The following is a 23,511-nucleotide window of genomic DNA, read 5'->3' as shown; positions in this document are numbered from 1 at the left end:
CCCGGTCATCGGGGAACGTCCCGCAATCCGCACCGCCCGGTTAGGGCCGTCGCCCCCTCGTCCGTTAGGGGGACTGGGGGACCCGTGCCGGCCAGATTTAGGGTCCCGACGCAGGAGTGTTCTCTGGTACGAACGTAGGAGCCCACGGGGATTCGCCGGGGGTGGGTCGTTCACCCCGCGGGAATTCCGCGGCCCGCGGCCGGCCGGCTCGCGGCGAAGGAAGAAAGCACATGCCGTACGTCCTGGGGATAGACATCGGGAACACCACCACCGCGGCCACGCTGGCCCGGCGGCGCGGGGGCAGTTGGACCCGCCCCGAGGTGGTCCCGCTCGACGCCGGCGCGGCGACCGTGCCGTCCGTGCTGCACCTCGGCGCCGACGGGACGCTGGTGGTGGGCGAGCCCGACACCGAGGACGGGAGCCGGACCGCCCGTGGCTTCGTGCAGCGGGTCGGCGACGACGTGCCACTGCTGCTCGCCGGGGAGTCGTGCCCGCCGCAGCTGCTCACGGCCGTCCTCGCGACCTGGGTCGTCGAGCGGGTCCTCGACCGGGAGGGCGAGCCGGCCGAGGCGGTGGTGCTCAGCCACCCCGCCGGATGGGGACGGCACCGCCGGGAGCTGCTGCACAGCGCACTCTGGGAGCTGGGGCTCACCACCGTCACGCTGCTGCCGCGTACCGTCACGGTCGCCGAGAGCCACGCGGCCCGGGGGTTCGCGGGCAGCACGGCCGCCGTCTACGCGCTCGGGGGCGACAGCTTCGAGGCCGCCCTGGTCCGGCGCGACCCGCGCGGCTGCTTCGGCACCGTCGGCCTGCCGCAGGGGCTGGACGGGACGGGCGGCGCCGACTTCGACGAGGCGCTCGCCGCGCACGTGCGCGGCGTACTGGCCCGCGACCTCGCCGCCGCGGGCCGGCGGGGCGCGTACGCCACCCTGCGCGCGCTGCTGCCCGAGTGCGAGCGGGCCAAGCGCGAGCTGACCGTCGACGCCGAGGCGGACGTGCTGCTCACGCTGCCGGGTGGGCCCGCCCGCGTACCGGTCACCCGGGCGGAGTTCGAGGCGATGATCCGGCCCACCGTGCAGGCCACCGTGGACCTGCTGCTGCGGGCCGTGCACGCCGCCGGCCTGCGCCCCGCGGACCTCGACGCCGTCCTGCTGGCCGGCGGCTCCACGCGGATCCCGCTCGTGGCCGAACTGCTCGCCGCCGCCGTCCCCGTGCCGGTGGAGGTGGAACCCGACCCGCAACTGACCGCCGCCACCGGTGCGGCACTCGCCGCCTGCCAGGTGGTCTCACCACGGCCCCGGCCGCCCGAGCCTTCCCGACGGCCCGTCCCGGCGGGCGACGCCCGTCCCCCGGCCGGGCCGGCGGTTCCCCGGCAGCGGCGACCCCACCACGACCGGGCGGTCCTCAGTGAACCGCCACCCCGTCCCCCGGTCCGGATCACCCCGCTGGAACTGCCGAGGCCGTCCCGCCTCGCCCTGACCCGAAGCCGGGGACGCGAAGGATGACCACGATGACGACGACCGCTCCGGCCGGGCACCGGCTGGTGCTGGACCGCGGTCCGCAGGCCCTGCTCGACGGCGTCGCCGCCGACCCGTCCGGCCCGCTCCTGCTCGCGGTCACCGGACCCGGCGGTCACGGGCGCAGCGTGTACCTCCGGGAGCTGGCGCGGGCCTACCGGCGGGCCGGGACGACGGTACGGGAGGACGTCCCCGAACTGCCCGACGCCGCCGACCCGGACGCCGTGCTGCTGGTCGACGACGCGCACCTGCTCGACGACCGCCGGCTCCGGACGCTGCGGCACCTGGTCGCCGGGCGGCGCCACCGGGTCGCCGTCGGCTACCGGCCGTGGCCGCGGTCGGCCGCGCTCGTCGAGCTGGCCGACGCGCTGCGGCGGGAGGGGCAGCTGATCCTGCTCACCCCGTTCACCCGCGAGCAGACCGGCGCCTACCTCGCCGCCGTTCCCGAGCTGGGCCGCCGCGCCGAACTCGTGGACTTCGTGCACGGCCAGACGGCCGGGGTGCCGCGCGACGTCGAGCGGCTGGTCCGCGCCCTGCGCGGCCAGGGCGCCGCCGCTCCCGCCGAGCCGCCCCGGCAGGCCGTCCTCGAATTCGGGCCGGACCTCGACGACCTCGCCCCCGACGTCCGACGGCTCCTGCTCGCGGTGGCCGCCGGCGTACCGCTGCCCCTGGACCTGCTGGCGGCGCTGCTCGGTCGCGAACCGTCCGAGGTGGACACGCTCGTCGCGGCCACCCGGGCCGCCGGCCTGCTCGGCGCGGACGGGCGGCTCGCGCCGCTGGTACGCCGGGCGGTGACCGCGCTCAGCCCCGCCGCCGAACGCACTGCCGTCTGGCAACGGCTCAGCGAGGTGCAACTCGCCCGGGGCGGACCCGTGCTGCCGCTGGTGCGCGCCCTCCTCGCGGCCGGCGTGGCCGCGGACTGCCCGGCGGGGACGCTGGAGGCGGCCGCCGAGGAGGCCATCGGCGGCGAGCCGGCTCTCGCCGCGGAGCTCTTCGCCGCCGCGGCTGCCGCCGGTCGGCCGGTCGCCGCCCGGCAGGCCGTCGCCGCGGCCCTCGCCGGTGACCTCGACGCCGCCCTCCGCCTCGCCGACCGGCTGCTCGCCTCCGCGGCGCCCACCGAACGGGCCGAGGCGGCCCTGGTCGCCGCGACGGCACTCGCCCATCGCGGCCAGGTCGGCCGCAGCGTGGAGCTGTACCGGTGGTCCGGCGCCGCCCCGGCGGCCGCGTTCGCCGCGGTCGGCGCGCTGGCCGGCGGGCATCCCGGCGACGCGTCCGGCGCGTACGCGGACGACCGTGACGACCCGCCCACCCTGCACGCCAGCGCGGCGCGGCTGATGGCCGAGGGCGTACGGGACAGCATCACGGGAGCACCCACCGCGGCGCTGTCCACGCTCGTCCAGGCGACGGCGCTGCTCGAACCGGACGGGCGGGCCGTGCTGCTGCCGGACAGCCCCGCCGCGCTGGCCGCCCTCACCGCGGTGCACGGCGGCGAACTCGACATCGCCGACCGGGTGCTCGACCGGGCCCTGGCCAGCGGCATCGGGGGCCCGCTGATGGTCCGCCGGCACCGGCTGCTCCAGGCGTGGATCCTGATGGTCCGCGGCCGTACGGCCGACGCCGCCGACCGGCTCGCCTCCGTCACCGGGCGGGGCCGGCCGCTGGAGTCCCGCGACCTGCTCTTCGCCACCGCGCTGGAACTCGGCATCGCCCGCCGCAACAGCGACCTCGGCGCTCTCCAGCGGGGCTGGGGACACGCGCTGGAGGCCGTGGTGCGGCATCCCGTGGACCTGTTCACGCTGCTCCCGCTCGGCGAGCTGGCCATCGTCGGCGCCCGCCTGGGCGACCTCGACCGGCTGGCGCCCCACCTGCACCGGGCCCGGTCGCTGCTGGCGCGGCTCGGCGACCCGCCACTGTGGAGCGCGCCCCTGCACTGGAGCGGCCTGCACGCGGCGATCCTCACCGAGGAACCGGCGGTCGCCGACGACCACGTGGCCGCCCTGCTCGCCGCGGCGCCGCACAGCCGGTACGCCGCCGTGGTCGCCGCGGCCGCCGCGAGCTGGGTCGACGTGCTGCGCGGGGTGGTCGACCCGGTCCGGGTGGAGGCCGCCGCGCGCGGGCTGCACGACGCGGGACTCTGCTGGGACGGCGCCCGGCTCGCCGGGCAGGCCGCCATCCGCACCTCCGACCGCCGGGCGATGACCGCGCTGCTCGACTGCGCCCGGATGCTCCAGGGCCGGCCCGCCGGAAACCGGGCGGGGCAGCGGCCGGGCGGCGGTGACGGCCCGGTCGCCGACGCCCTCACCACCCCGGCGGCACACCGCCTGAGCGACCGCGAGCGGGAGGTGGCCGAGCTGGTGCTGGCCGGCCTCACCTACCGGGAGATCGGCGACCGGCTCTTCATCTCGGCGAAGACGGTCGAGCACCACGTGGCCCGGATGCGTTCCCGGCTCAACTGCGCGAACCGGGCGGAGCTGCTCGCCCTGCTGCGGACCATCGTGGCCCACCGGCCGGACACGGCGGCCGGCCGACCGTGGCCCGAGCGGGTGGCCCGGTGACCGGGGGCCGTCCGACCCCGGGCCCGGCGAGCGGGCGGGCCGGGGCGGAGGTGCCCCGGCTCCGGCGGCTCCTCGCCGCGGCCGTGGTCGTGCTGCTCGCGCTCTGGGCGTACGCCGCGTACGCCGCCGCGCGCGACGCCACCGACCTGCTGCGCGTCCGGGCCCTCGCGGAGACCCTCGGCCACCCCACCGACCGGCTGATCCTCGACCTGCAGACCGAACGCCGCCTCACCGCCGGGGCGGTCGCGGGGGTCGCCCCGGCGAGCGCCGCGCTGGGCGGGGCCCGGGACGGCACCGACCGTACGATCGCCGCCCTGCGCGACGCCGCGACCGGCACCGACCTGCGGCTGCTCACCGCCGGCGCGGTCCGCGACCGGGCCGCCGGCCTGCTCCTCCAGCTCGACGGCCTCCCCGCCGTACGCGCCGACGCCGACGCGGGACGCGCCGACGCCGTCACGGCGTACGACCAACTGATCGACGCCGCCTTCGCGGTGTACGGCCCGGAGTGGAGCGCCCGCGAGAGCACCCTCGCCGCCGAGACGCGTGCCGTCGTGGCGCTCGCCCGGTCCCGGGAGCTGCTCGCCCGGGAGGACACCCTGCTCACCGCCACGCTCGCCGCCGGGCGGCCCACCGCCGACGAGCGGCGCCGCCTGAGCGACCTGGTCAGCACCCGGCGGTACGCGGGCAGCGAGGCCGCCGCCGCGCTGCCCCCCGCCGAGCAGGACGACTACCGGAGGCTCACCCAGGAGCCCCTGTTCACCGCGCTGCGGTCGCTGGAGGACCGGTTGCTGCGCGCCGGCGACGACGGGCCGACGGCCGCCGAGTGGGAGGCGACGGCCGAGCCGGCTCTCGCGGCGCTGGACGCCCTGGTCCGATCGACCGCCCGGCACAGTGTCGAGCGGGCCGCGCCGGACGCCGCGCTGGTGGTCGTCCGCACCGGCGCCGTGCTGGGGCTGGGCCCGATCGCGCTGCTGGCGCTGCTCCTCGGCGGAGTCCGCGTGCTGCGCCGGCTACCGGACGCCGACGCGGGGGCGACCCGCCGGCTCGCGCCAACCGCGGCCGACCGCACCGCCGAACTGGGGGTCGTCACCGGGCCGGGGCCGGCCACCACCGCCGCGCCGGACCGGGCCAGCGGCGCCGGGCCGCGGGCCGTGCCGGGGCCGGATCCCGCCGGCCGCGTCCACACCGGACCGCCCGCGCCCGGCGCTCCCCACCGCTCCGCCGCGGCGGGTGGCGACGCGTACGACGCCGCGCGGGCCACGCGGGACCTGTTCCTGCGTCTCACCCAGCGCAACCAGGTGCTCCTGCGCGAGCAACTGGCCCTGCTCGACGTCATGGAACGACGCGAGCACAGCCCCGAGGAGACCGCCGAGCTGTTCCAGCTCGACCACCTCGCGACCCGCCTGCGGCGCAACGTCGAGAAGCTCGTGACCCTCGCCGGCGCCCGGCCCGCCCGGCGGTGGCGACGGTCGGTGCCGATGCTCGACGTCGCGCGCGGTGCGGTCGCCGAGGTCGCCGACTACCAGCGCGTCCTCGTCGCCCCGCACTGGCCGTGGTCGCTCGCCGGTCCGGCGGTCACGGACGTCATCCACCTGCTCGCCGAGCTGATCGAGAACGCGCTGGCGTTCTCGCCCGCCGGCACCGCCGTGCGGGTGGCCGGCGAGCAGCACGCGGGCGGGTGCGCGGTCGTGGTCAGCGACGACGGGCCCGGGCTCCACCCGGCCGCCGCCGAGTCGGCCAATCGCATGCTGGCCGATCCGCCGACGGCATGCCCCCCAAACGGCCCCCACGGGCTGTACGCTGCTGCCCTGCTCGCCGCCCGCTGCGGCGCCCGGGTCCGGTTGCAACCCGGACCCCGCGGCGGGACGTCGGCGGTCGTGCTGCTCCCGACCGCCCTGGTCACACCGACCGGGCCCGACGGCGCAGCGCCCGGGCCGGGCGGCCCCCGGTCCACCCCTCCGGCGCGGCCCAGCGCCGGTGGCCTGCCGGTGCGGGCCCGGCACGCCGGGGCCGCATGGCCAGGATCGGGCACGGCCGGCGCCGATACGGTCGAGATACCGGTCTCCAGAGCAGCGAGAGGACGCCCATGACGCAATCAGTGGTCACCGCCGACGGCCTGACCGACGCCCTGAACGACCTGGTGGACCGGGTGCACGGCGCCGAGTTCGCGGTCGTGCTCTCGCCCGACGGGCTGTTGCTCGGCGCCAGCCGGGACGTCGACACCGTCCTCGCCAACCAGCTGTCGAGCCTGGTCGCCGGCCTGGAGGCCCTCGGCGCGGCCGCCACCCGGGTCTGCGTCGGCGGGGCGCTGCGGCAGATCGTCGTCCAGATGTCCCGGGCGTTCCTCTTCGTGGCCACCACCCGCAACGGCGCCATCCTCACGGTCCGGATCGGCGCCGAGGCCGAGGTCGGCGACATGGCGTACGAGGTGGCGCTCTTCGTGGGTCAGGCCGAGCGGCACCTGCCGGTGTTCCTCGAGCCGGCCTCCACGGCGACGGGCGGGGAGACCGGTGCAGCCGACGGGCGCCGCTGACGAGGCGTGGTACGACGACGACGCCGGGCCGGTGGTCCGGCCGTACACCATGACCGGGGGACGCGCGGCGCCCGACCGGGGCCGGTTCGACCTGATCACGCTGGTCGTCGCCCGGGGGCCGGCGCCCGCGGCCGGCCGCCTCTTCCCGGAGCAGGCGGCGATCCTCGAGATGTGCCGGCAGCCGCTGTCGGTCGCGGAGATCGGCGCGGATCTGGACCTGCCGGTCGGCACCGTGCGCGTGCTCCTCGGCGACCTGCTGGCGGCCAACCTCATCGAGACGCACGAGCCGCCGACACCCGCCGAACTGCCGTCCGAGGAACTGCTCCAGGAACTGCTCGCCGGGCTCCGCGCGCTGTGAGCCGACGACCCGGCGGGACGGCGCCACCGCCGCGACGGCCGGGTCGGAGAGTCTGAAGGGGGAAGGAAGGCAGTGCCGGCATCACCGCCACCGCCACGACGGACCGTGGCGATCATCGTGCTCGACCGGATCGTGGCGCTCGCCGGGTCGCTCCGGCGTACGCTCACCGGCCCGGCGTCACGGGTCACCCGGATCGCCGTCCTCGCCTCGCTGGCGGTGCTGGTCGCCACCGCCGTTCCGGTCGTCCTCGTGCTGCGGACGCCGGAACGCCTGGCGCCGATGGCCCTCGACCCACCGCCCGACCCTCTCGTGCCGACGCCACCCGAGCCCGGCACGCCCGGCGCCGAGGCCCGCCCGGCCGGGTCGAGCCGGCCGGCGCCCGGCCACCCGACCGGCACCGGCGTCCCGACCAGCGCCGCGTCGCCGTCGGCCAGCACGGCGAGCCCGTCGACGGCGGCACCCGTGCCACTGCGCGCCGCGTTCGCCGTCGAGGAGAGCGCCCTGCTCGGCTACGGTGCGGCGGTCACCATCACCAACCCGGGGCCCGAGCGCGTGCCGGCGTGGACGCTCGTCGTCACGCTGCCCCGGGGATCCCTCCGGGTCACGGAGGTGACCGGAGCACGCGCCACCCAGGACGGCGCCACCTGGACCTTCGTGCCGGACGGCAGCGGCCCGGTGCCCGGCGGCGGCTCGGTCCGGGTGACGTTCCGGGTGGCCGGCGCGCCGATCAGTTCCACGCCGACCGCCTGCACCATCGACGGCGTGGCCTGCACGGGCCTGCCCGGCTGACCCGCGCCGGGGGTCAGTTCCGCCGGGCCGCGGGCACGGCGCAGGCCGCGGTGCCGCCGGGCATCCGGTGGCGGTTGCGCGCCACCCAGCGGTACGCGGGCCAGGCGACGGCGCGCACGGGCGGGAAGCGCAGCCCCGCGCCGGCCACCCGCCAGAGCGCCCCGCTGTCGCCGAGCAGGCGGGCGATGGCGTCCGGCCCGGCGGCGCGTACGCCGTCCACGCCGACCCACTGCACGGCCTGCTCGCACTCGGCCTCGGTGAGCCCCAACGCGGCCAGGTCGGCGAACTGCCACGGCACCACCCGCGCCGAGGTGGGGATGTGCCGCTCGATGAACTCGGCGCAGCGGGTGCAGAACGCGCAGTCCCCGTCGTAGACGAACGTCGACCTCTCCATGCCTCCATCCTCCACCCGCCTGCCGACGGTGGGCCCGCGAGGTGGCGGGCGACACGGCGAGCCGCCTTGCGCACTGCTCGTACGTATGTTCGAATAGTGGCCATGCGCTGGGACAACCTCGCCGCTCCCCCGGCCGAGGGGGCTCCCGAGCGGGCAGCGCCAGCGACGCCACCCCTGCCGCTGGCGCTGCCCGGCGCGACCGTCCGCACCTTCGACACCCCCGGCTTCGCGGGGATGACGTTCTACGAGGTGCAGGCAAAGTCGATCATCAACCGGGTGCCGGGCGCCTCGCGCGTCCCCTTCGAGTGGACGATCAACCCGTACCGGGGTTGCAGCCACGCGTGTGTGTACTGCTTCGCCCGCAAGACCCACACCTACCTCGACCTCGACGCCGGGGCGGACTTCGACCGGAAGGTGATCGTCAAGGTCAACGCGGGCGAGCTGGTCCGCCGCGAGCTGGCCGCGCCGCGGTGGCGGGGCGCCCACATCGCCATGGGCACGAACGTCGACTGCTACCAGCGCGCCGAGGGGCGCTACCAGCTCATGCCGCAGATCATCGCGGCGCTGCGGGACTTCGCCAACCCGTTCTCGATCCTCACCAAGGGCACCCTGATCCTGCGGGACCTTCCGCTGCTGCGGCAGGCCGCCGAGGTCACCCGGGTCGGTGTCTCCTACTCGGTGGGCTTCGTCGACGAGCGGCTCTGGCGGGCCGTCGAGCCGGGCACGCCGAGCCCCCGGCGCCGGTTGGACGCCGTACGGGCGCTCACCGACGCGGGCTTCGCCGTCGGCGTGCTCATGGCGCCGATCCTCCCCGGGCTCACCGACGACGACGAGTCGATCGACGCCACGGTGGCCGCGATCGCGGCGGCCGGGGCGACCAGCGTGACCCCGTTGGCGCTGCATCTGCGACCGGGTGCCCGGGAGTGGTACGCGCGCTGGCTGGGTCGCGAGTTCCCGCACCTGGTCCCCCGCTACCGGGAGCTGTACCGGGCGGGCTCCTACGCGCCACAGGCGTACCAGCGGGAACTGACGGCCCGGGTGCGGATCGCGGCCCGCCGGCACGGCCTGCACCGGGGCGAGCGGGGCGAGAACCGGAGCCTTCCGGAGCCACCGCCCCCGGCCGCCGAGCAGCTCACCCTGCTCTGACCGGTTTCGGGCGCAGGCGCGCGCTGACCCGTCCCGGGCGGAGGCGCGCGCCCGGAGCTACAGTCGCCGGGTGCGCAGCGCTCAGCAGATCCTCGCCGACTCCGCCGTGATCGCCGTCGTGGGTGCCTCCCGCGACCCGAACAAGCCGGCACACAGTGTGCCGTTGCAGATGCAGCGGCACGGCTGGCGGATCATCCCGGTCAACCCCAGCGCCGACGAGCTGTTCGGTGAGCCGGTCTACCGGTCCCTCGCCGACATCCCGCACCCCGTCGACCTGGTGAACGTGTTCCGGCCCGCCGAGGACGCCGTCGACGTGGTCCGGCAGGCCGTGGCCATCGGCGCTCCGGCCGTGTGGCTCCAGCTCGGCATCGTGTCGGCCGAGGCGCGGCGGATCGCCACCGAGGCGGGCATCGACTACGTCGAGGACCGCTGCCTGGCCGTGGAACGCGCCGTCGGCAGCCTGACCCGGTTGGGCTGAATCCGCCTCGACCCGGCGGTCCGTGTCCGGCATGATCGCCGGATGCCCGTACCGCCCGTCACCCTCCTGCGCTGGCAGTTCGACCTGACCTGGTCGCTGTTCGACTACCACCTGGCCCGGCTCGAACCGGCGGACTTCCGGTGGGAACCGGCGGCCGTCTGCTGGACGGTGCGCCCGGATGCCGACGGCGGGTGGACGCCCGACTGGGCCGACGTGGAGCCCGACCCGGTCCCGGTGCCCACGATCGCCTGGCTCACCTGGCACATGGGCTGGTGGTGGTCCGTGGCCCTCGACCACCTGCGCGGACGGCCCGCACGGCGGCGGGAGGACGTGCGCTGGCCCGGGCCGGGCGAGGCGACGATCGCGTGGTTGCGCGACCTGCGCGCCCAGTGGCTCACCGCCCTCGACGACCTCACCGACGCCGACCTGGACGCCACGGTCGCGTTCCCCTGGCCGCCGGAGGCCGGGCACACCGTCACGCACCTGATCGGCTGGGTCAACGCGGAGTTGATGAAGAACGTGGCCGAGATCGGTCAGCTGCGGCTGCTGCGGCAGTGACGGGGCCCGGCCACGGCCCGCGATGGCGCCGTCCGCCCGCGACTCAGAGCTTGTACTCCTTCAGCAGGCCCCGCGAGATGATCGTCTTCTGGATCTCCGAGGTGCCCTCGCCGATGAGCAGGAACGGCGCCTCCCGCATCAGCCGCTCGATCTCGTACTCCTTCGAGTAGCCGTAACCGCCGTGGATGCGGAACGCCTCCTGCACCACCTCGGCGCAGTACTCCGAGGCGAGCAGCTTGGCCATGCCGGCCTCGACGTCGTTGCGCTGGCCGGCGTCCTTCAGCCGGGCGGCGTTGACCATGAGGGCGTGCGCGGCCTCAATCTTCGTACCCATCTCGGCGAGCTTGAACGCGACGGCCTGGTGCTTCGCGAGGGGCTGGCCGAAGGTGCGGCGCTGCTGGGCGTACGCGACGGCGAGCTCGAAGGCGCGGATGGAGATGCCGCAGGCGCGGGCGGCCACGTTGACCCGCCCCACCTCGATGCCGTCCATCATCTGGTAGAAGCCCCGGCCGACCCTCTCCTCGCCGCCGAGCACTGCCGTGGCGGGCACGCGGACCCCATCGAGCACCATCTCGGTGGTCTCGACGCCCTTGTAGCCCATCTTGTCGATCCGGCCGGGGATGGTGAGGCCAGGCGCCGTCTCGCCGAAGCCGGGCTCCTTCTCCAGCAGGAACGTGCTCATGTTGCCGTAGACGGAGTCGGCGCCGGTGTCGGTCTTCACGAGGGTGGCCACCACCGACGAGTAGGCGCCGTTGGTGAGCCACATCTTCTGGCCGTCGAGCACGAAGTGGTCGCCGTCGCGGACCGCCTTCGACTTGATGGCGGCGACGTCGGAACCGCACTCCGGTTCGGACATGGAGAACGCGCCCCGCACCTCGCCGGTGGCCATCCGCGGCAGGAGTCGGCTCTTCTGCTCGGCGGAGCCGTGCTGCGAGATCAGGTACGCCACGATGAAGTGGGTGTTGACGATGCCGGAGATCGACATCCAGCCGCGGGACAGTTCCTCGACCACGAGGGCGTACGTCAGCAGCGACTCGCCGAGCCCGCCGTACTCCTCGGCGATGGTGAGGCCGAAGAGCCCCATCTCGCGCATCCCGTCGATGATGTCGGTCGGGTACTCGTCGGCGTGCTCCAGCCGCTGCGCGTGCGGGATGATCTCCTTGTCGGCGAACTCCCGGACGGTCTCCAGGATCGACCGCTGCACATCGGTCAGGCCGGGCGTCTGGGCGAGTCGAGCCATGTCAGCCTCCGGGGATCGGCGCATTACTCATGGGTAACTGAACGCTCGGTCAGTATCGGTCTCCCGGGCAGCGCCGCCAAGGTGACCAGTCCACACAACCGCTGTGAAAAGGTTCACCGCTGCGGGTAGCGTCCGGCAAGAGAGCCCCGGCGCCGGCAGGAGGAGGAGACCGTGACGAACCCGCCGTCCGACCCGTCGGAGCCGTCCGGTCGCGAGCAGCCTCCGTCGCCGTACGAGAGGCCGGGCGAACAGCCCCCGTCGCCGTACGCCTCGCCCGGCGATCAGCCGCCGTACCAGCCGCCGGGGGAACAACCGCCGTCGCCGTACGAGCCGCCGGCGGAACGGTCGCCGTACGCGCCGCCGCCGGACCGGTCTCCGTTCGGCCCGCCGCCCGAGCCGTCACCGCCCGAGCCGGACCAGCCGCCCCGCCCGCCGGCGCCGGACCAGCCACCGTTCGGGCAGCCGGGTGGCTACCCGCCCGGTCCGCAGTGGGGCCACCAGCCGCCGTACGCCCCGCAGGTGCCCTACGGCCAGTACGGCCCGCCACCAACCGGGCCGGTGCGCACCAACGTGCTGGCCATCCTGTCGCTGATCTTCGCGTTCGTGTTCGCTCCGGCCGGCATCGTCCTGGGCCACCTGGCGAAGCGCCAGCTGCGCACCAGCGGGGAGGAGGGCGACCAGCTCGCCACGTGGGGGCTCATCCTCAGCTACGTCTTCACGGCGCTGGGGCTGCTGGCCTGCTGCGGCTGGATCGCCGTGGTGCTCCTCGCCAACGCCGACGGGGGCGGCACCTACTGACCGGGCCGCTCAGCGGAACTGGGCCTCCCGGACGCTGTTGCCGCCGTCGACCACGAGCATCTGTCCGGTGATGTACGAGGCGGCCGGCGAGCAGAGGAACGCGATGGCCGCCGCCACCTCGTCGGGTGTGCCCGGCCGCCCCACGGGCGTGCCGAGGCCCTGCTTGATCTCGGCCATCGTGGACGCCGCCGTGTAGATGGTGCCGGGCGCCACCGCGTTGACGGTCACCCCGTCGGCGATCGCCTCCATGGCGAGCGCCCGGGTGAGCCCGACGACGCCCGCCTTCGCCGCCGCGTACGCCGCCTCGGTGGGCAGGGCGTTGACCGGCCCGGCGGTGGCCGCCAGGTTGACGATCCGCCCCCAGCCCCGTTCGGCCATCCCGCCGATGAACGCGCGGCTGCACAGGAACGCGGTGGTCAGGTTCCGGTCGATCTCCCCGCGCCACTCGTCGTAGCTGAGCTGCGCGACGGGGCGGAGCACCTCCGGGCTGGCCCGGCTCGCGAGGCCCGCGTTGTTGACCAGCACCTCGACGTCGCCGAGCTGCTCGGTGACCGCGTCGGCCAGCGCGCCCACCTCGGACTCGTCGGTGAGGTCCGCGACGAAGCCCGTGACGCCCAGTTCGCTCGCGCGCTCGTGGATGCGCCGGGTGGTGGACACGATGGCCACCCGGGCGCCGAGGTCGGCGAGGCGCCGGGCCGTCGCGTATCCGATGCCGTCCGGGCTGCCCGCCCCGGTGACCAGCGCCACCCGGCCGTCGAGCCGCATGGTGACCGGCTCGGGAAGCGCGGCCGGGTCGTCCTGACCGGCCAGAGTGGTCGGCGCGGCGGCACGGCTGCGCCGCGCGAGGCCCGGACGCGTCGCGTCCCGCCTCGGTCGGCTGCCGGAGCGGTCCGCGGCGCGCGCGTCGATTGCCATGACTGGGATCCTGCCCGTTCCGGCCGGTCCGGGCAACGCGGCACCCGGGCGCGGGGTCATCGGTTTGTCGTGGCCTGGCTACCCTGACGGCACCCGCACGCACTGGAGAGAAGAGCGCATGACCTATCCCCCACCCTCCGGCGGCTGGAACGATCCGGCGTGGTCCGGCCAGCAGCCGGGTCAGCCGACGAGCCCGCCGGCCGACCCGACGCTGCCGATGAGCGGTCCGCCGGTCCCCAGCCAGCCGGGCCCGGCCGACCCGTACGCGCCGATCGACCCGTACGCCGCCGGCAAGTACCCGTCCGCGGCCCCGTACCCGCCGTCCGGTCACCCGGGCTACCCGGGCTACCCGGGCTACGGCTACCCGCCCGCGCCGACGACCAATGGGATGGCGGTCGCCGCGATGGTCGTCGGCATCACCGGCATCATGGGCCTCTGCGGCTACGGGATCGGCGGCATCATCGGTGTCGTCGGCGCGATCCTCGGCCACATCGCGAAGCGGCAGATCCGCGAGCGCGGCGAGAGCGGCGAGGGCATGGCCACGGCCGGCATCGTCATGGGCTGGATCTCGACGGCCATCGCGCTGCTCGCCGCGGCCGTCATCATCATCGCGATCATCTACGCGGCGAACCAGCCCACCTGAGCCGGGCCACGGTCGTGCCGTCCGGGCGTCCCGGACGGCACGACCGGCGGTCACCGCGCGGGCGGGGTGAAGGAGGACGTCCTCGTCATCCCGGCGGCCCGCCCCTTGGCCGCGACGACGAGGGCCATCTTCCGGGACGCCTCGTCGATCATCTCGTCGCCGAGCATCACGGCGCCGAGCTTGCCGCCGGCCTCCGAGGTGTAGTGCTCGTACGCGTCGAGGATCAGCTCGGCGTGGTCGTAGTCGGCCTGCGTCGGCGAGTAGACCTCGTTCGCCGCCTCGATCTGGCCCGGGTGCAGCACCCACTTGCCGTCGAACCCGAGCGCGGCCGAGCGCCGGGCCACCTCACGGAACCCGTCGACGTCCCGGATCTGCAGGAACGGGCCGTCGATGGCCTGCTTGTCGTGCATCCGGGCGGCCATGAGGATCCGCATCAGGATGTAGTGGTACGGGTCGCCGGGGTAGTCCGGGATCAGGGCGCCGACGACCATCGACTTCATGTTGATCGAGGCCATGAAGTCGGCCGGGCCGAAGATGATCGTCTCCACGCGGGGCGAGGCGGCGGCGATCTCGTCCACGTTGACCAGACCGGCGGCGTTCTCGATCTGGGCCTCGATGCCGATGCGGCCCACCTCGAGACCCAGCGTCTTCTCCAACTGGGTGAGGGTCAGGTCCAGCCACTGCACCTGGGCGGCGTTCTGCACCTTCGGCAGCATGATGCAGTCCAGGTTGGCGCCCGCGCCCTCGACCACGTCGATCACGTCCCGGTAGGTCCACGGCGTGGTCAGGTCGTTGACGCGTACGACCCGGGTCTTGCCGGCCCAGTCGCCCTCGTTGAGCGCGGCCACGATGTTCTTGCGGGCGTCCGGCTTGGCCAGCGGCGCCACTGCGTCCTCGAGGTCGAGGAAGACCTGGTCGGCGGGGAGGCCCTGGGCCTTGCCGAGCATCTTGACGCTGGAACCGGGTACCGCGAGGCAGGACCGGCGGGGGCGACCGACAGCGGCCATGGATGCGCTCCTTCCAGCGTCCGGCGGGCACGCCGACGCCAGCGATCAGACTGAGACTTAACGATCCCAAAGGGTGTTACGCCACGGTAACCTCGCGCCATGACCGGGGTGAATGGAGCTGTGGAAGATCTCACTGGGCGTCGCCTGGTCGTGGTGACGGGCGCCAGCTCGGGCATCGGCCTGGCGGCCGCCGTCGACCTGGCGTGCCGGGGTGACCAGGTGGTACTGGTCGGCCGGGACCCGGCCCGCCTCCAGGCCGCCGGGGACCGCGTCCGCGAGGCGGCCGGTGAGCGGCCGGAGCTGTTCCGCGCCGACTTCGCCGTCCTCGACGACGTACGCCGCCTCGCCGAGAAGCTGCGGGCCGCGTACGACCGGATCGACGTGCTGGTCAACAACGCCGGCGCGATCGTGCTCCAGCCGATCACCACGGTCGACGGGTTCGAGCTGTCCATCCAGGCGAACCACCTGGCGCCGTTCCTGCTCAGCAACCTCCTGCGGGACCGGATCGGGCGGATGGTGGTGACCGCCTCCGGCGCGCACCGCAGCGGGATCCTCGACCCGGACGACCTCAACCGCCCGCTGCGCCGCTACCGGGCGATGACCGCGTACGGCACCAGCAAGCAGGCCAACATCCTCTTCACCGCCGAGGCGGCGCGGCGCTGGCCGGAGGTCCCCGCCCACTGCTTCCACCCTGGCGTGGTGCGGACCCGGTTCGGCAACGAGAGCCGGCTCGTGGCCGTCGGCATGCGGCTGCTGCCGTTCCGCAGCCCCGAGAAGGGCGCGGAGACGCTGGTCTGGCTGGTCAACTCCGACCCGGCGCGGCTGGTCGACGGCGGCTACTACCACGACCGGCGGCTGCGCCGGCCGCTGCGCAAGGCGGCCGACCCGCGGCTCGCCGCCCGCCTCTGGACGGCGAGCGCCAAGGCCGTCGGCATCGGCGAGTAGGGCGGGGCGCCGGTCCGCCGGCCGCCGCCCCGACGGACGCCGGCCCGATCGGCCGCCGAACCCCACCGGTGCCGCCTGGCCGCCGTCCCGGCCCGGTGACGCCTACTCGGCGAGGTGCACGGGCAGGCTCGTCACCACCACGCCGGGCAGGGCCTGCAGGGCCCGCCGCAGCCGCTTCTCGGCCCGGCTGTGCAGCGGCACGTGCCAGTGGCGGCGGACCACCACCTCGGGCACCACCACGGTGAGCAGCACGTCGGGCCGGGCGGCGTGCAGCGCCTCCAGGTAGTGCGCGAGCGGCCCGATCACCGCCCGGTACGGCGACACGATCGTCTCCAGCCGCACGTGGTCACCCCACGCCTCCCACTGCTCGCGGAACCGGTCCGCCTCGGTGTCCTCGGGCGCGATGTGCACGGCGAGGGTCGGCTGGCCCAGCGAGGCCGCGTACGCCAGCGCCCGCAGCGACGCCCGGTTCAGCCGGGCGACCGGCACCACGACGAGGTGGCGTACCTGTTGCGGAAGCTCCTGGGACTCGGCCAGCGCGCCCTCCTCGGGCGCCCCGGGCAGCGGCGCGGGGACCTGGCCCCGGCCGTTCGGCGCGGGGTGCAGGGCCAGCAACCGGCCCAGCCTGCGGTAGTGACGGTGGATGGCCAGCGAGAGCAGGACGAGCAGCGGCACGGCGATCACCACCACCCACGCCCCCTCGGTGAACTTGGTGAACGCGGCGGTGACCAGCACCAGGCCGGAGAGGACGGCGCCGAGCGCGTTGATCCCGACCCGCCGGCGCCAGCCCCGGGACCGCTCGCGCCGCCAGTGCACCACCATGCCGACCTGCGAGAGGGTGAACGCGAGGAACACCCCGACCGCGTAGAGGGGGATCAACGCCTGGGTCCGGCCTCCGAACGCGACGAACACCGTCCCCGCGGCGACGGCGAGCGCCACGAGTCCGTCGGTGAACGCCAGACGGTCCCCCATGTGCAGGAACCGGCGCGGCGCGTGCCCGGCCCGGGCCATGAAGAACAGCAGCCGCGGGAACCCGTTGAACGCGGTGTTGGCGGCCAGCAGCAGGATCAGGGCGGTGGCCGCCTGCACCAGCGCGTACCAGGGACCGGTGGGGAACGTGACCCGGGCCAGCTGCGACAGCAGCGTGGCCTCCGGCTTCGGCGCGAGCCCGTCGAGGTGGATCAGCACGGTCAGCCCGACGAAGAGCACCACGAGCATCCCGACCATCCAGCTCAACGTGGTGCGGGCGTTGCGCCACTCGGGCGGACGGAACGCCGGGACCGCGTTCGACACCGCCTCGATGCCGGTCATCGACACCGCACCGGAGGCGAAGGCGCGCAGCACCAGCAGCAGCCCCAGCCCCTCGACGGCGGGCACGGCCGGCGCGGGCACCGGTTCGAAGCCCCGCGCGCCGGCCCGCGCGTAGCCGACCAGCAGCACCGCGAGCAGCGCGAGGATGAAGGCGTACGTGGGCCAGACGAACAGGTTGCCGGCCGCGCGGACGCCCCGGAGGTTGCCGGCGAGCAGCACCGCGATGGTGAGCACCCCGAGCGGTACGGCGAACCGGGCCAGTCCGGGCATCGCCGAGGTGACCGCGTGGACCCCGGCCGCCACCGACACCGCCACGGTGAGCACGTAGTCGACCAACAGTCCGGCCGCGGCCGCGAGCCCCGGACGGGCGCCGAGGTTGTCGGTGGCCACGACGTACGAGCCGGCGCCCTGCGGGTAGGCCACCACGGTCTGCCGGTAGGACAGGCCCACGGCCACCATGAGCACGGCCAGCAGGGCGGCGAGCGGCAGCGACAGCCCGAGGGCGCCGCCGCCCGCGAGCACCAGCACCGCGAGCATCGCCTCCGGCCCGTACGCCACCGAGCTGAGCAGGTCGGAGGAGAGCACCGGGAGGGCGACGAGCTTGCGCATCCGCTCGTAGAGCACCGCGGCGCTGGTCAGGGGCGGCCCGAGCAGGGCGTGCCGGGAGCGGGTCAGCGCGCGGCCGGTCCGCGTACGCGGGGTGTTCGCCGGTTCGGTCGCCACCAGCTCGCCCGGTTCGCCGGCGGTGAACATGCTGATCGGGGCGAGCCGGCCGAAGCGACCCGGTACGGGCTCGGCGTGGTTCCGGTCGAGCGTGGGGTCGAGCGGCACCTGCTCCGGCCCGGGCGGGTGGGCGCCGGCCCGCCACTGCTCGCCGATGCGGCGCAGCGCACCCAGTTCCTGCTCGTCGAGGGGCGGGAACTCGGCCGAGGGCGTGACCACCGTTCCCGGCCGTCCCTCGCCCTGCTCGCGTCCGCCGCCCCGCCGCCGCATGCCCGTCCTTCCTCACGCACCCCTTCCCGCACTGTCACGGAAAGCGGCCCGCTCGGTGGCCGAATGGCGACTCTTCGGCGAAAGTGCCCGTGCCTCACCGCCCGTCGGGCAGCGGGGCCGCGTCGGCGGGGACGGGCACCGGCTCGGTACGGCGACCGGCCCGCGCGCCGGTGAGCACCACCACGACGACCCCGGCGAGCAGCAGCGCCAGGCCGGGCAGGGCGGCCGGCCGGGGCAGCTGGCCGAGCCACACCCAGCCGATGAGGGCCGCGCCCGGGGCCTCCAGCAGGACGAGCACGCTCACCGTGGTCGCGGAGATCCGGCGCAGCGCGTAGTTGAACATCGAGTGCCCGAGGAGCTGGGCGCCCGCCACGAGGGCGAGGATGGCCAGCCAGGTGCGGCCGTCGAAGCCGGCGAGCCGCACCCCGCCGGCCAGGCAGACCACCAGCAGGACCAGCGCGCAGACGCCGTAGCAGATCGTCGTGTACGTGGTGGTGCTGATGGTCGCCCGGGCCCGCTCCCCGAAGGCGGTGTAGACGGCCGCGAACATGCCGCCCGCCACGGCGAGCAGGTCACCGGCGAAGGCCCGGCCCGACGCCGCGAAGTCGGCGCCCGTCGCGAGCACCGCGCCGGAGACCGCCACGGCGATGCCGGCCCAGACTGCCACCGGCAGCCGCCGCCCCTGGGCACGGGCGATCAGCCCCTGCCAGACCGGCTGGGTGGCCCCGAGGGCGGTCGCCGCCGCGACCGAGGTGAGCTGGGCGCTCGGCATCCAGGTGGCGAAGTGGGCGGCCAGCGCGACGCCGGAGAGTACGCAGTACCAGCCCTCGCGCCGGCCCGCACCCACCGTGAGCGCCCGCAGCTCCCCGCGCCGCCGGGCCGCCGAGAACGGGCCGAGCAGGGCGACCGAGAGCAGGTTGCGCCAGAACGCGACGGCCAGGGCGGGTGCGGCCGCGAAGGCGATCAGCGGCGCGGAGGACGAGACGGCGACCACGGCGAGGGCGACGGCTCCCGTGGTCAGCGGGTCGAGCGCCGGGCGGTGCGGAGGTGGGGACACGGAGAGCAATCCTCACACGCCACCGGGCCACCACGGAGGGTCAGCGTTCGGTTACGATCACGCGGTCCGCGCCGGCGAACCCCTCACGCCCGGAGGCGCTTTCCCATGCCCAGGTTCCAGGCGGTGCTCTTCGACTTCTTCGGCACGCTGACCCGGTCTGTCCAACGCGGCGCGGGCCATCGGGACACCGCCCGGCTGCTGGGCTGCCCCAGCGACACGTTCACCGCCGTGCTCGACCGCACGTTCTACCAGCGCGCCACCGGCCGGCTGGGCAACGCCGAGGCGACCCTGCGCTGGGTCTGCGCGCAGGCGGGCGTGGACCCGCCGGACGGGGCGGTGCGCGCGGCCGTCGCCTCCCGCCACCGCGCCGTACGCGCGGACACCCGGCTGCGGCCCGACGCCGTGTCGACGCTGGCCACGCTGCGCCATCGCGGACTGCGTACCGGCGTGATCAGCGACTGCACCCACGAGCTGCCGGCCTTCCTGCCGGACCTCGCCATCGCCCCACTGCTCGACGTGCGGATCTTCTCGGTGCAGGTGGGGCGCTGCAAACCGGACCCGGCGCTGTACCTCACGGCGTGCCGGCGGCTCGGACTCGCCCCGGAGGACTGCCTCTACGTCGGCGACGGCGGCAGTCAGGAGCTGACCGGCGCCGAGCGGGCCGGGATGCGCGCCGCCCGGCTGGCCGCACCCGATCTCACCGAGCACATGGTCTTCAACGCCGACCTCGGCTGGAACGGCCCCGTGCTCGGTTCGCTGAGCGAGGTGCTCGACCTGGTCGACGCCGAGGTCACCGTGGCCCGACCGCTGCCGGCCTGAGGCGAGGGTCCGCCGCCCGGGGCGTCACGTGCGGCCGCCGCCGGTCAGCGCCGGCGGACCCGGTGCAGACGGAACGGTCGGCGGGTCGGCCGGGCCGCCGGCGTGTCCCGGGGCGCCTCGGCCAGGGAGCCGCTGGGCAGGGCGTCGCCGGTGACCGGCTCGCCGGCGGGCGTCAGCCGGTTGAGCGCGCACCCGTCGTCCGCCCAACGCCGCACCAGCTCCGTGGCCGGGCCGGGCGCGTTCAGCCGCTTCGCCGCGACCAGCGGCGCGACGGTCTCCCACTCCTCGGTGCCCGGCCGGACCCGGCTCACCCGGGCCGGCCAGGTCACGATCCGGCCGCCGTGGTCGCCGCGCATGGTCACCTGCGCCTCGTCGGCGTCCGCGAGCCCCGGCGCGGTCTGCTCCCCCGGGCCGCTCACCACGAGCAGCGAACCCTCCAGGGTGGCGCACCAGAGCGCCCGCGCGGGCCCGCCCGCGACGCTCACCCAGGCCACCGCGGCCTTCTTGATCACCTCGTCGACCAGGGGCGTGCCGAGCCGCCCGTCATCGTCCGTCACAGGGGCATCCTCCCCCACCGGCCCGGGTCGCGTCAGCGTCGGCGTACGTGCTCAGCCCACGAACGGGGGCACCATGATCTCGCCCCGGGCCACCGGCACGACCTGGCCCGCCACCGTGGCTCCCACGGCCGTGCCGTTCGCCGCCGTGACCGTGCAGGCCAGCGAGGACGGGCGGTTGATCTCGATGCCCTGCCGGACGGTGTAGGTGGAGCGGCCGTCGGCGGGCAGCAGGCCGCTGGCCACCAGCCACACGCCGAGACCGAGCGCGGCCGAGCCGGTCGCCGGGTCCTCCGGCACGCCGAGCCCGGGCACGAAGACCCGGCTGTGCGCGGTTTGGGTCTCCGCGTCCCAGGAGAAGACGCTCACATGATCCACGCCGTACCGCTGCGCGGCCGCCGCGTCCACCCGGGCCCGCGCCACGGCGTCCGGGCGCAGCGGGAGGTACGGGAACTCCAACCCGCAACCGGCCACCCGGGGCGCCGGGCCGGCGTGGTCGGCGGGCGCCAGCCCGACGATCTCCAGCAGGGGCTCCGGGTCCAGCTCGGGCCCCAGGGTCGGCACCGCCCCCGTGAGCGTCGCGCCGGTCGCGGTGACCTCGATGGGCAGCAGGCCGGCCCGGCACTCCTGGGTGACCTGGCCCGGGCCGAACATGCCCCGCCGGCTCGCGACGACCGCCGCCCCGACGCTCGGGTGGCCGGCGAACGGCAACTCCTCCACCGGGGTGAAGATGCGGGCCCGGTAGGTCGCCCCGGCCTGGGTGGGTGGCAGGACGAACACCGTCTCGGAGAGGTTGAACTCCAGCGCCAGTGCCTGCATCTGCTCGGTGGCCAGGGTTTCGGCACCGAACACCACGGCCAGGGGGTTGCCGGCGAACGGGCGGTCGGTGAAGACGTCCACGATCTCGTAGGCCAAGGTCGACATGCTGATAAACACTAGGCGCTTAGGCTGGTGGCCGTGACAACCCCGACCCGGGTATACATCGCCCGGCTCGCCGGAGTCGCCGTCTTCGATCCGAACGGTGACCAGGTGGGTCGCGTCCGCGACGCGGTGGCCCGGCTCCGGCCGACCCAGCGACCGCCGGAGGTGGTGGGGCTGGTCGCCGAGATGCCGATGCGCCGGCGCATCTTCCTCTCCATCAACCGGATCACCTCCATCGACGCGGACGCCGTGGTGCTCGGCACCGGCACGCTCAACCTGCGCCGCTTCGAGAAGCGCCCGAACGAGCTGCTCGTGCTCCAGGAGCTGCTGGACCGGCGGGTGCAGGTCGACCCGGGCGGCCAGTCCGGGACGGTGGTGGACGTGGCCATGGAGTGCAGCCGGGGCGGCGAGTGGTCGCTCACCCGGGTCGCGGTCCGCGAGCAGACCGGCCGGCTCACCCGCCGCGGCCACCTGCACCAGGTCGAGTGGGAACGCGTACGCGGACTGAGCGGCGTCGCGGACACCCGTGGCACGGCCAACCTGCTCGCCGTGCTGGAGGACATGCGCCCGGCCGACCTCGCCAACGCCCTCCAGGACCTGCCCGACGCCCGGCGCAACGAGGTCGCCGCGGCGCTCGACGACGAGCGGCTCGCCGACGTGCTCAGCGAGCTTCCCGAGCACGACCAGGTGGAGATCCTCGCCGCGCTGGACCGGGAGCGCGCCGCCGACGTGCTGGAGGAGATGGACCCGGACGACGCCGCCGACCTGCTCAGCGAGCTGCCGCCGCCCGAGCAGGACGTGCTGCTCGACCTCATGCAGCCCGACGAGGCCGACCCGGTACGGCAGCTGCTCAAGTACAGCCCGGGCACCGCCGGCAGCGTCATGACCTCCGAACCGGTCATCCTGCCGCCGGACGCCACCGTGGCCGAGGCGCTGGCGCGTATCCGCGAGCCCCAGCTCTCGCCCGCGGTGGCCGCGCAGGTCTTCGTGACCCGGGCGCCGATGACCACCCCCACCGGGCGCTACCTCGGCATGGTGCACTTCCAGCGGCTGCTCCGCGAGCCGCCGGCCGACCTGCTCGGCGGTGTGGTGGTCAACGACATCGACCCGTTGCGGCCCACCACGCCGCTGCCGGAGATCACCCGCCGGATGGCCACGTACGACCTGGTCGCCATGCCGGTCATCGACCGGAACAACCGGCTCGTGGGTGCCGTGACCGTCGACGACGTGCTGGACCACTCGCTGCCGCGGGACTGGCGGGACCGGGACGCGGTCGCCGCCCCGACGAGCTTCGAGGCGCCGGGCGGCACGGATGGCTGAGCAGCGGCGGGTGGAACGGCTGGACCAGCCGCGCGAGCCCCGCGCCGTCAAGCTGCCCCGTTTCGACCCGGAGGCGTTCGGCCGGTGGTCCGAGGGGATCGCCCGGAGCATGGGCACCGCCAACTTCATCGTCTACATGACGGCGGTGATCGGCATCTGGTTCGGCTGGAACACCCTGGCCCCGCCCAGCCTGCGGTTCGACCCGTACACCTTCACCTTCCTCACCCTCGTGCTGTCCCTGCAGGCCAGCTACGCGGCACCGCTGATCCTGCTGGCGCAGAACCGGCAGGCCGACCGGGACCGCCTCGCGATGGAGGAGGACCGCCGGCGGGCGACCATGCAGAAGGCGGACACGGAGTACCTGTCCCGGGAGATCGCCGCCCTGCGTATCGCCATGGGCGAGATGGCGACGCGGGACTTCATCCGCGGCGAGCTGGCCCGGCTCGCGGAGGAGCTGGACGAGGCGAGCCAGCGCCGGCAGCGGCTCGAACGACGGCAGCAGGAGAGGGCCACGCCCGGGACGGCGGACCAGGAGGGGCTGGACGAGCCTCGGGACGAGGTGGACGGCGACTTCGCGCGCGACGGCCGGCCCGCGACCCCGCGCCGCACGGAGGGCTGAACCGCCCGGGAACACTTGAACGCCGCGCGCCTCAAGGGGCC

23 protein-coding genes are annotated in these 23,511 nt (G+C 75.3%); 15 read left to right on the top strand and 8 right to left on the bottom strand.

Going from position 1 to position 23,511, the window contains the following annotated elements:
• The first annotated feature begins 230 nt into the window (after positions 1-230).
• The 6 genes from D7I43_RS06615 to D7I43_RS06590 all read left to right on the top strand — a co-directional run bounded on the left by D7I43_RS06615 (position 231) and on the right by D7I43_RS06590 (position 7,752).
• On the top strand, positions 231-1,505 hold the full coding sequence (locus D7I43_RS06615) for an Hsp70 family protein (protein ID WP_120327505.1): 1,275 nt from the start codon (positions 231-233) through the stop codon (positions 1,503-1,505).
• A 5-nt stretch (positions 1,506-1,510) separates the two neighbouring features.
• Positions 1,511-4,072: a helix-turn-helix transcriptional regulator gene (locus tag D7I43_RS06610; RefSeq protein WP_120327504.1), complete on the top strand. Its 2,562-nt coding sequence runs from the start codon at positions 1,511-1,513 to the stop codon at positions 4,070-4,072.
• On the top strand, positions 4,069-6,162 hold the full coding sequence (locus D7I43_RS06605; RefSeq protein WP_147427234.1) for a sensor histidine kinase: 2,094 nt from the start codon (positions 4,069-4,071) through the stop codon (positions 6,160-6,162). Before D7I43_RS06610 ends, D7I43_RS06605 begins: the two co-directional genes overlap by 4 nt.
• Complete coding sequence (locus D7I43_RS06600; protein WP_120327502.1) at positions 6,159-6,605, top strand: roadblock/LC7 domain-containing protein; 447 nt, start codon at positions 6,159-6,161, stop codon at positions 6,603-6,605. The genes D7I43_RS06605 and D7I43_RS06600 overlap by 4 nt, the downstream gene beginning before the upstream one ends.
• On the top strand, positions 6,583-6,963 hold the full coding sequence (locus D7I43_RS06595; RefSeq protein ID WP_120327501.1) for a DUF742 domain-containing protein: 381 nt from the start codon (positions 6,583-6,585) through the stop codon (positions 6,961-6,963). The genes D7I43_RS06600 and D7I43_RS06595 overlap by 23 nt, the downstream gene beginning before the upstream one ends.
• 105 nt (positions 6,964-7,068) lie before the next feature.
• Entirely contained in the window at positions 7,069-7,752 is a 684-nt protein-coding gene (locus D7I43_RS06590) for a cellulose binding domain-containing protein (RefSeq protein WP_120327500.1), read from the top strand.
• 13 nt (positions 7,753-7,765) lie between these two features.
• Here D7I43_RS06590 and D7I43_RS06585 read toward each other — a convergent pair whose 3' ends face one another.
• The gene (locus tag D7I43_RS06585; RefSeq protein ID WP_120327499.1) at positions 7,766-8,146 is read right to left on the bottom strand and encodes a thiol-disulfide oxidoreductase DCC family protein; all 381 of its coding nucleotides are present in this window, start codon (positions 8,144-8,146) and stop codon (positions 7,766-7,768) included.
• A gap of 102 nt (positions 8,147-8,248) precedes the next feature.
• Between D7I43_RS06585 and D7I43_RS06580 the strand changes: the two genes are divergently transcribed.
• The 3 genes from D7I43_RS06580 (at position 8,249) to D7I43_RS06570 (ending at position 10,328) form a co-directional block, all read left to right on the top strand.
• Complete coding sequence (locus tag D7I43_RS06580) at positions 8,249-9,292, top strand: Rv2578c family radical SAM protein (RefSeq protein WP_120327754.1); 1,044 nt, start codon at positions 8,249-8,251, stop codon at positions 9,290-9,292.
• A gap of 70 nt (positions 9,293-9,362) precedes the next feature.
• Positions 9,363-9,770: a CoA-binding protein gene (locus D7I43_RS06575; RefSeq protein ID WP_120327498.1), complete on the top strand. Its 408-nt coding sequence runs from the start codon at positions 9,363-9,365 to the stop codon at positions 9,768-9,770.
• Positions 9,771-9,812: 42 nt separating this feature from the next.
• On the top strand, positions 9,813-10,328 hold the full coding sequence (locus D7I43_RS06570; protein WP_120327497.1) for a DinB family protein: 516 nt from the start codon (positions 9,813-9,815) through the stop codon (positions 10,326-10,328).
• A gap of 43 nt (positions 10,329-10,371) precedes the next feature.
• On the opposite strand, the gene D7I43_RS06565 is transcribed toward D7I43_RS06570, so the two are convergent.
• Positions 10,372-11,568 carry an acyl-CoA dehydrogenase family protein gene (locus tag D7I43_RS06565; RefSeq protein ID WP_120327496.1) on the bottom strand — a complete coding sequence of 399 codons (1,197 nt, stop codon included), beginning with the start codon at positions 11,566-11,568 and terminating at the stop codon, positions 10,372-10,374.
• Positions 11,569-11,739: 171 nt separating this feature from the next.
• Here D7I43_RS06565 and D7I43_RS33495 point away from each other — a divergent pair, with 171 nt between their 5' ends.
• Positions 11,740-12,366 carry a DUF4190 domain-containing protein gene (locus D7I43_RS33495; RefSeq protein WP_240032826.1) on the top strand — a complete coding sequence of 209 codons (627 nt, stop codon included), beginning with the start codon at positions 11,740-11,742 and terminating at the stop codon, positions 12,364-12,366.
• Positions 12,367-12,375: 9 nt separating this feature from the next.
• Here D7I43_RS33495 and D7I43_RS06555 read toward each other — a convergent pair whose 3' ends face one another.
• Positions 12,376-13,281: an SDR family NAD(P)-dependent oxidoreductase gene (locus D7I43_RS06555; RefSeq protein WP_120327495.1), complete on the bottom strand. Its 906-nt coding sequence runs from the start codon at positions 13,279-13,281 to the stop codon at positions 12,376-12,378.
• Positions 13,282-13,399: 118 nt separating this feature from the next.
• Here D7I43_RS06555 and D7I43_RS06550 point away from each other — a divergent pair, with 118 nt between their 5' ends.
• Positions 13,400-13,924 carry a DUF4190 domain-containing protein gene (locus tag D7I43_RS06550; RefSeq protein WP_120327494.1) on the top strand — a complete coding sequence of 175 codons (525 nt, stop codon included), beginning with the start codon at positions 13,400-13,402 and terminating at the stop codon, positions 13,922-13,924.
• Positions 13,925-13,974: 50 nt separating this feature from the next.
• On the opposite strand, the gene D7I43_RS06545 is transcribed toward D7I43_RS06550, so the two are convergent.
• Positions 13,975-14,931 carry an HpcH/HpaI aldolase/citrate lyase family protein gene (locus D7I43_RS06545; protein WP_120327493.1) on the bottom strand — a complete coding sequence of 319 codons (957 nt, stop codon included), beginning with the start codon at positions 14,929-14,931 and terminating at the stop codon, positions 13,975-13,977.
• A gap of 120 nt (positions 14,932-15,051) precedes the next feature.
• Between D7I43_RS06545 and D7I43_RS06540 the strand changes: the two genes are divergently transcribed.
• Positions 15,052-15,876: an SDR family NAD(P)-dependent oxidoreductase gene (locus D7I43_RS06540; RefSeq protein WP_120327492.1), complete on the top strand. Its 825-nt coding sequence runs from the start codon at positions 15,052-15,054 to the stop codon at positions 15,874-15,876.
• Positions 15,877-15,978: 102 nt separating this feature from the next.
• On the opposite strand, the gene D7I43_RS06535 is transcribed toward D7I43_RS06540, so the two are convergent.
• Positions 15,979-18,180, bottom strand: coding sequence for an APC family permease (locus tag D7I43_RS06535; RefSeq protein ID WP_120327491.1), 2,202 nt, complete (start codon positions 18,178-18,180; stop codon positions 15,979-15,981).
• A 94-nt stretch (positions 18,181-18,274) separates the two neighbouring features.
• Positions 18,275-19,246 carry a DMT family transporter gene (locus D7I43_RS06530; protein WP_396845501.1) on the bottom strand — a complete coding sequence of 324 codons (972 nt, stop codon included), beginning with the start codon at positions 19,244-19,246 and terminating at the stop codon, positions 18,275-18,277.
• Between the two features lie 96 nt (positions 19,247-19,342).
• Between D7I43_RS06530 and D7I43_RS06525 the strand changes: the two genes are divergently transcribed.
• A complete protein-coding gene (locus D7I43_RS06525) occupies positions 19,343-20,056 on the top strand; it encodes an HAD family hydrolase (protein WP_120327489.1) in 714 nt (237 codons plus the stop codon).
• 44 nt (positions 20,057-20,100) lie between these two features.
• On the opposite strand, the gene D7I43_RS06520 is transcribed toward D7I43_RS06525, so the two are convergent.
• Together D7I43_RS06520 and D7I43_RS06515 are read right to left on the bottom strand one after the other, a co-directional pair.
• Complete coding sequence (locus D7I43_RS06520) at positions 20,101-20,613, bottom strand: hypothetical protein (RefSeq protein ID WP_120327488.1); 513 nt, start codon at positions 20,611-20,613, stop codon at positions 20,101-20,103.
• Between the two features lie 51 nt (positions 20,614-20,664).
• The gene (locus D7I43_RS06515) at positions 20,665-21,534 is read right to left on the bottom strand and encodes a PhzF family phenazine biosynthesis protein (protein WP_120327487.1); all 870 of its coding nucleotides are present in this window, start codon (positions 21,532-21,534) and stop codon (positions 20,665-20,667) included.
• A 33-nt stretch (positions 21,535-21,567) separates the two neighbouring features.
• On the opposite strand from D7I43_RS06515, the gene D7I43_RS06510 reads away from it, so the two are divergent.
• Both D7I43_RS06510 and D7I43_RS06505 read left to right on the top strand, forming a co-directional pair.
• Complete coding sequence (locus D7I43_RS06510) at positions 21,568-22,851, top strand: magnesium transporter MgtE N-terminal domain-containing protein (RefSeq protein WP_120327752.1); 1,284 nt, start codon at positions 21,568-21,570, stop codon at positions 22,849-22,851.
• Positions 22,844-23,470 (top strand): DUF1003 domain-containing protein, encoded by a 627-nt coding sequence (locus tag D7I43_RS06505; protein WP_120327486.1) that lies wholly within the window; start codon positions 22,844-22,846, stop codon positions 23,468-23,470. Before D7I43_RS06510 ends, D7I43_RS06505 begins: the two co-directional genes overlap by 8 nt.
• Positions 23,471-23,511 lie beyond the last annotated feature (41 nt).

The organism is Micromonospora globbae, assembly GCF_003610785.1.
In the GTDB taxonomy this organism is placed as follows: domain Bacteria; phylum Actinomycetota; class Actinomycetes; order Mycobacteriales; family Micromonosporaceae; genus Micromonospora; species Micromonospora globbae.
This window is presented reverse-complemented; position numbering and strand designations above follow the sequence as displayed.

What these genes read in the sequence shown, in the direction of transcription:
- D7I43_RS06585 (WP_120327499.1), bottom strand. Translation starts at nt 8,146, where the DNA reads ATGGAGAGGTCGACGTTCGTCTACGACGGGGACTGCGCGTTCTGCACC.
- D7I43_RS06610 (WP_120327504.1), top strand. Translation starts at nt 1,511, where the DNA reads ATGACGACGACCGCTCCGGCCGGGCACCGGCTGGTGCTGGACCGCGGT.
- D7I43_RS06565 (WP_120327496.1), bottom strand. Translation starts at nt 11,568, where the DNA reads ATGGCTCGACTCGCCCAGACGCCCGGCCTGACCGATGTGCAGCGGTCG.
- D7I43_RS06600 (WP_120327502.1), top strand. Translation starts at nt 6,159, where the DNA reads ATGACGCAATCAGTGGTCACCGCCGACGGCCTGACCGACGCCCTGAAC.
- D7I43_RS06615 (WP_120327505.1), top strand. Translation starts at nt 231, where the DNA reads ATGCCGTACGTCCTGGGGATAGACATCGGGAACACCACCACCGCGGCC.
- D7I43_RS06545 (WP_120327493.1), bottom strand. Translation starts at nt 14,931, where the DNA reads ATGGCCGCTGTCGGTCGCCCCCGCCGGTCCTGCCTCGCGGTACCCGGT.
- D7I43_RS06570 (WP_120327497.1), top strand. Translation starts at nt 9,813, where the DNA reads ATGCCCGTACCGCCCGTCACCCTCCTGCGCTGGCAGTTCGACCTGACC.
- D7I43_RS06555 (WP_120327495.1), bottom strand. Translation starts at nt 13,281, where the DNA reads ATGGCAATCGACGCGCGCGCCGCGGACCGCTCCGGCAGCCGACCGAGG.
- D7I43_RS06580 (WP_120327754.1), top strand. Translation starts at nt 8,249, where the DNA reads ATGCGCTGGGACAACCTCGCCGCTCCCCCGGCCGAGGGGGCTCCCGAG.
- D7I43_RS06535 (WP_120327491.1), bottom strand. Translation starts at nt 18,180, where the DNA reads ATGCGGCGGCGGGGCGGCGGACGCGAGCAGGGCGAGGGACGGCCGGGA.
- D7I43_RS06515 (WP_120327487.1), bottom strand. Translation starts at nt 21,534, where the DNA reads ATGTCGACCTTGGCCTACGAGATCGTGGACGTCTTCACCGACCGCCCG.
- D7I43_RS06525 (WP_120327489.1), top strand. Translation starts at nt 19,343, where the DNA reads ATGCCCAGGTTCCAGGCGGTGCTCTTCGACTTCTTCGGCACGCTGACC.
- D7I43_RS06550 (WP_120327494.1), top strand. Translation starts at nt 13,400, where the DNA reads ATGACCTATCCCCCACCCTCCGGCGGCTGGAACGATCCGGCGTGGTCC.
- D7I43_RS06505 (WP_120327486.1), top strand. Translation starts at nt 22,844, where the DNA reads ATGGCTGAGCAGCGGCGGGTGGAACGGCTGGACCAGCCGCGCGAGCCC.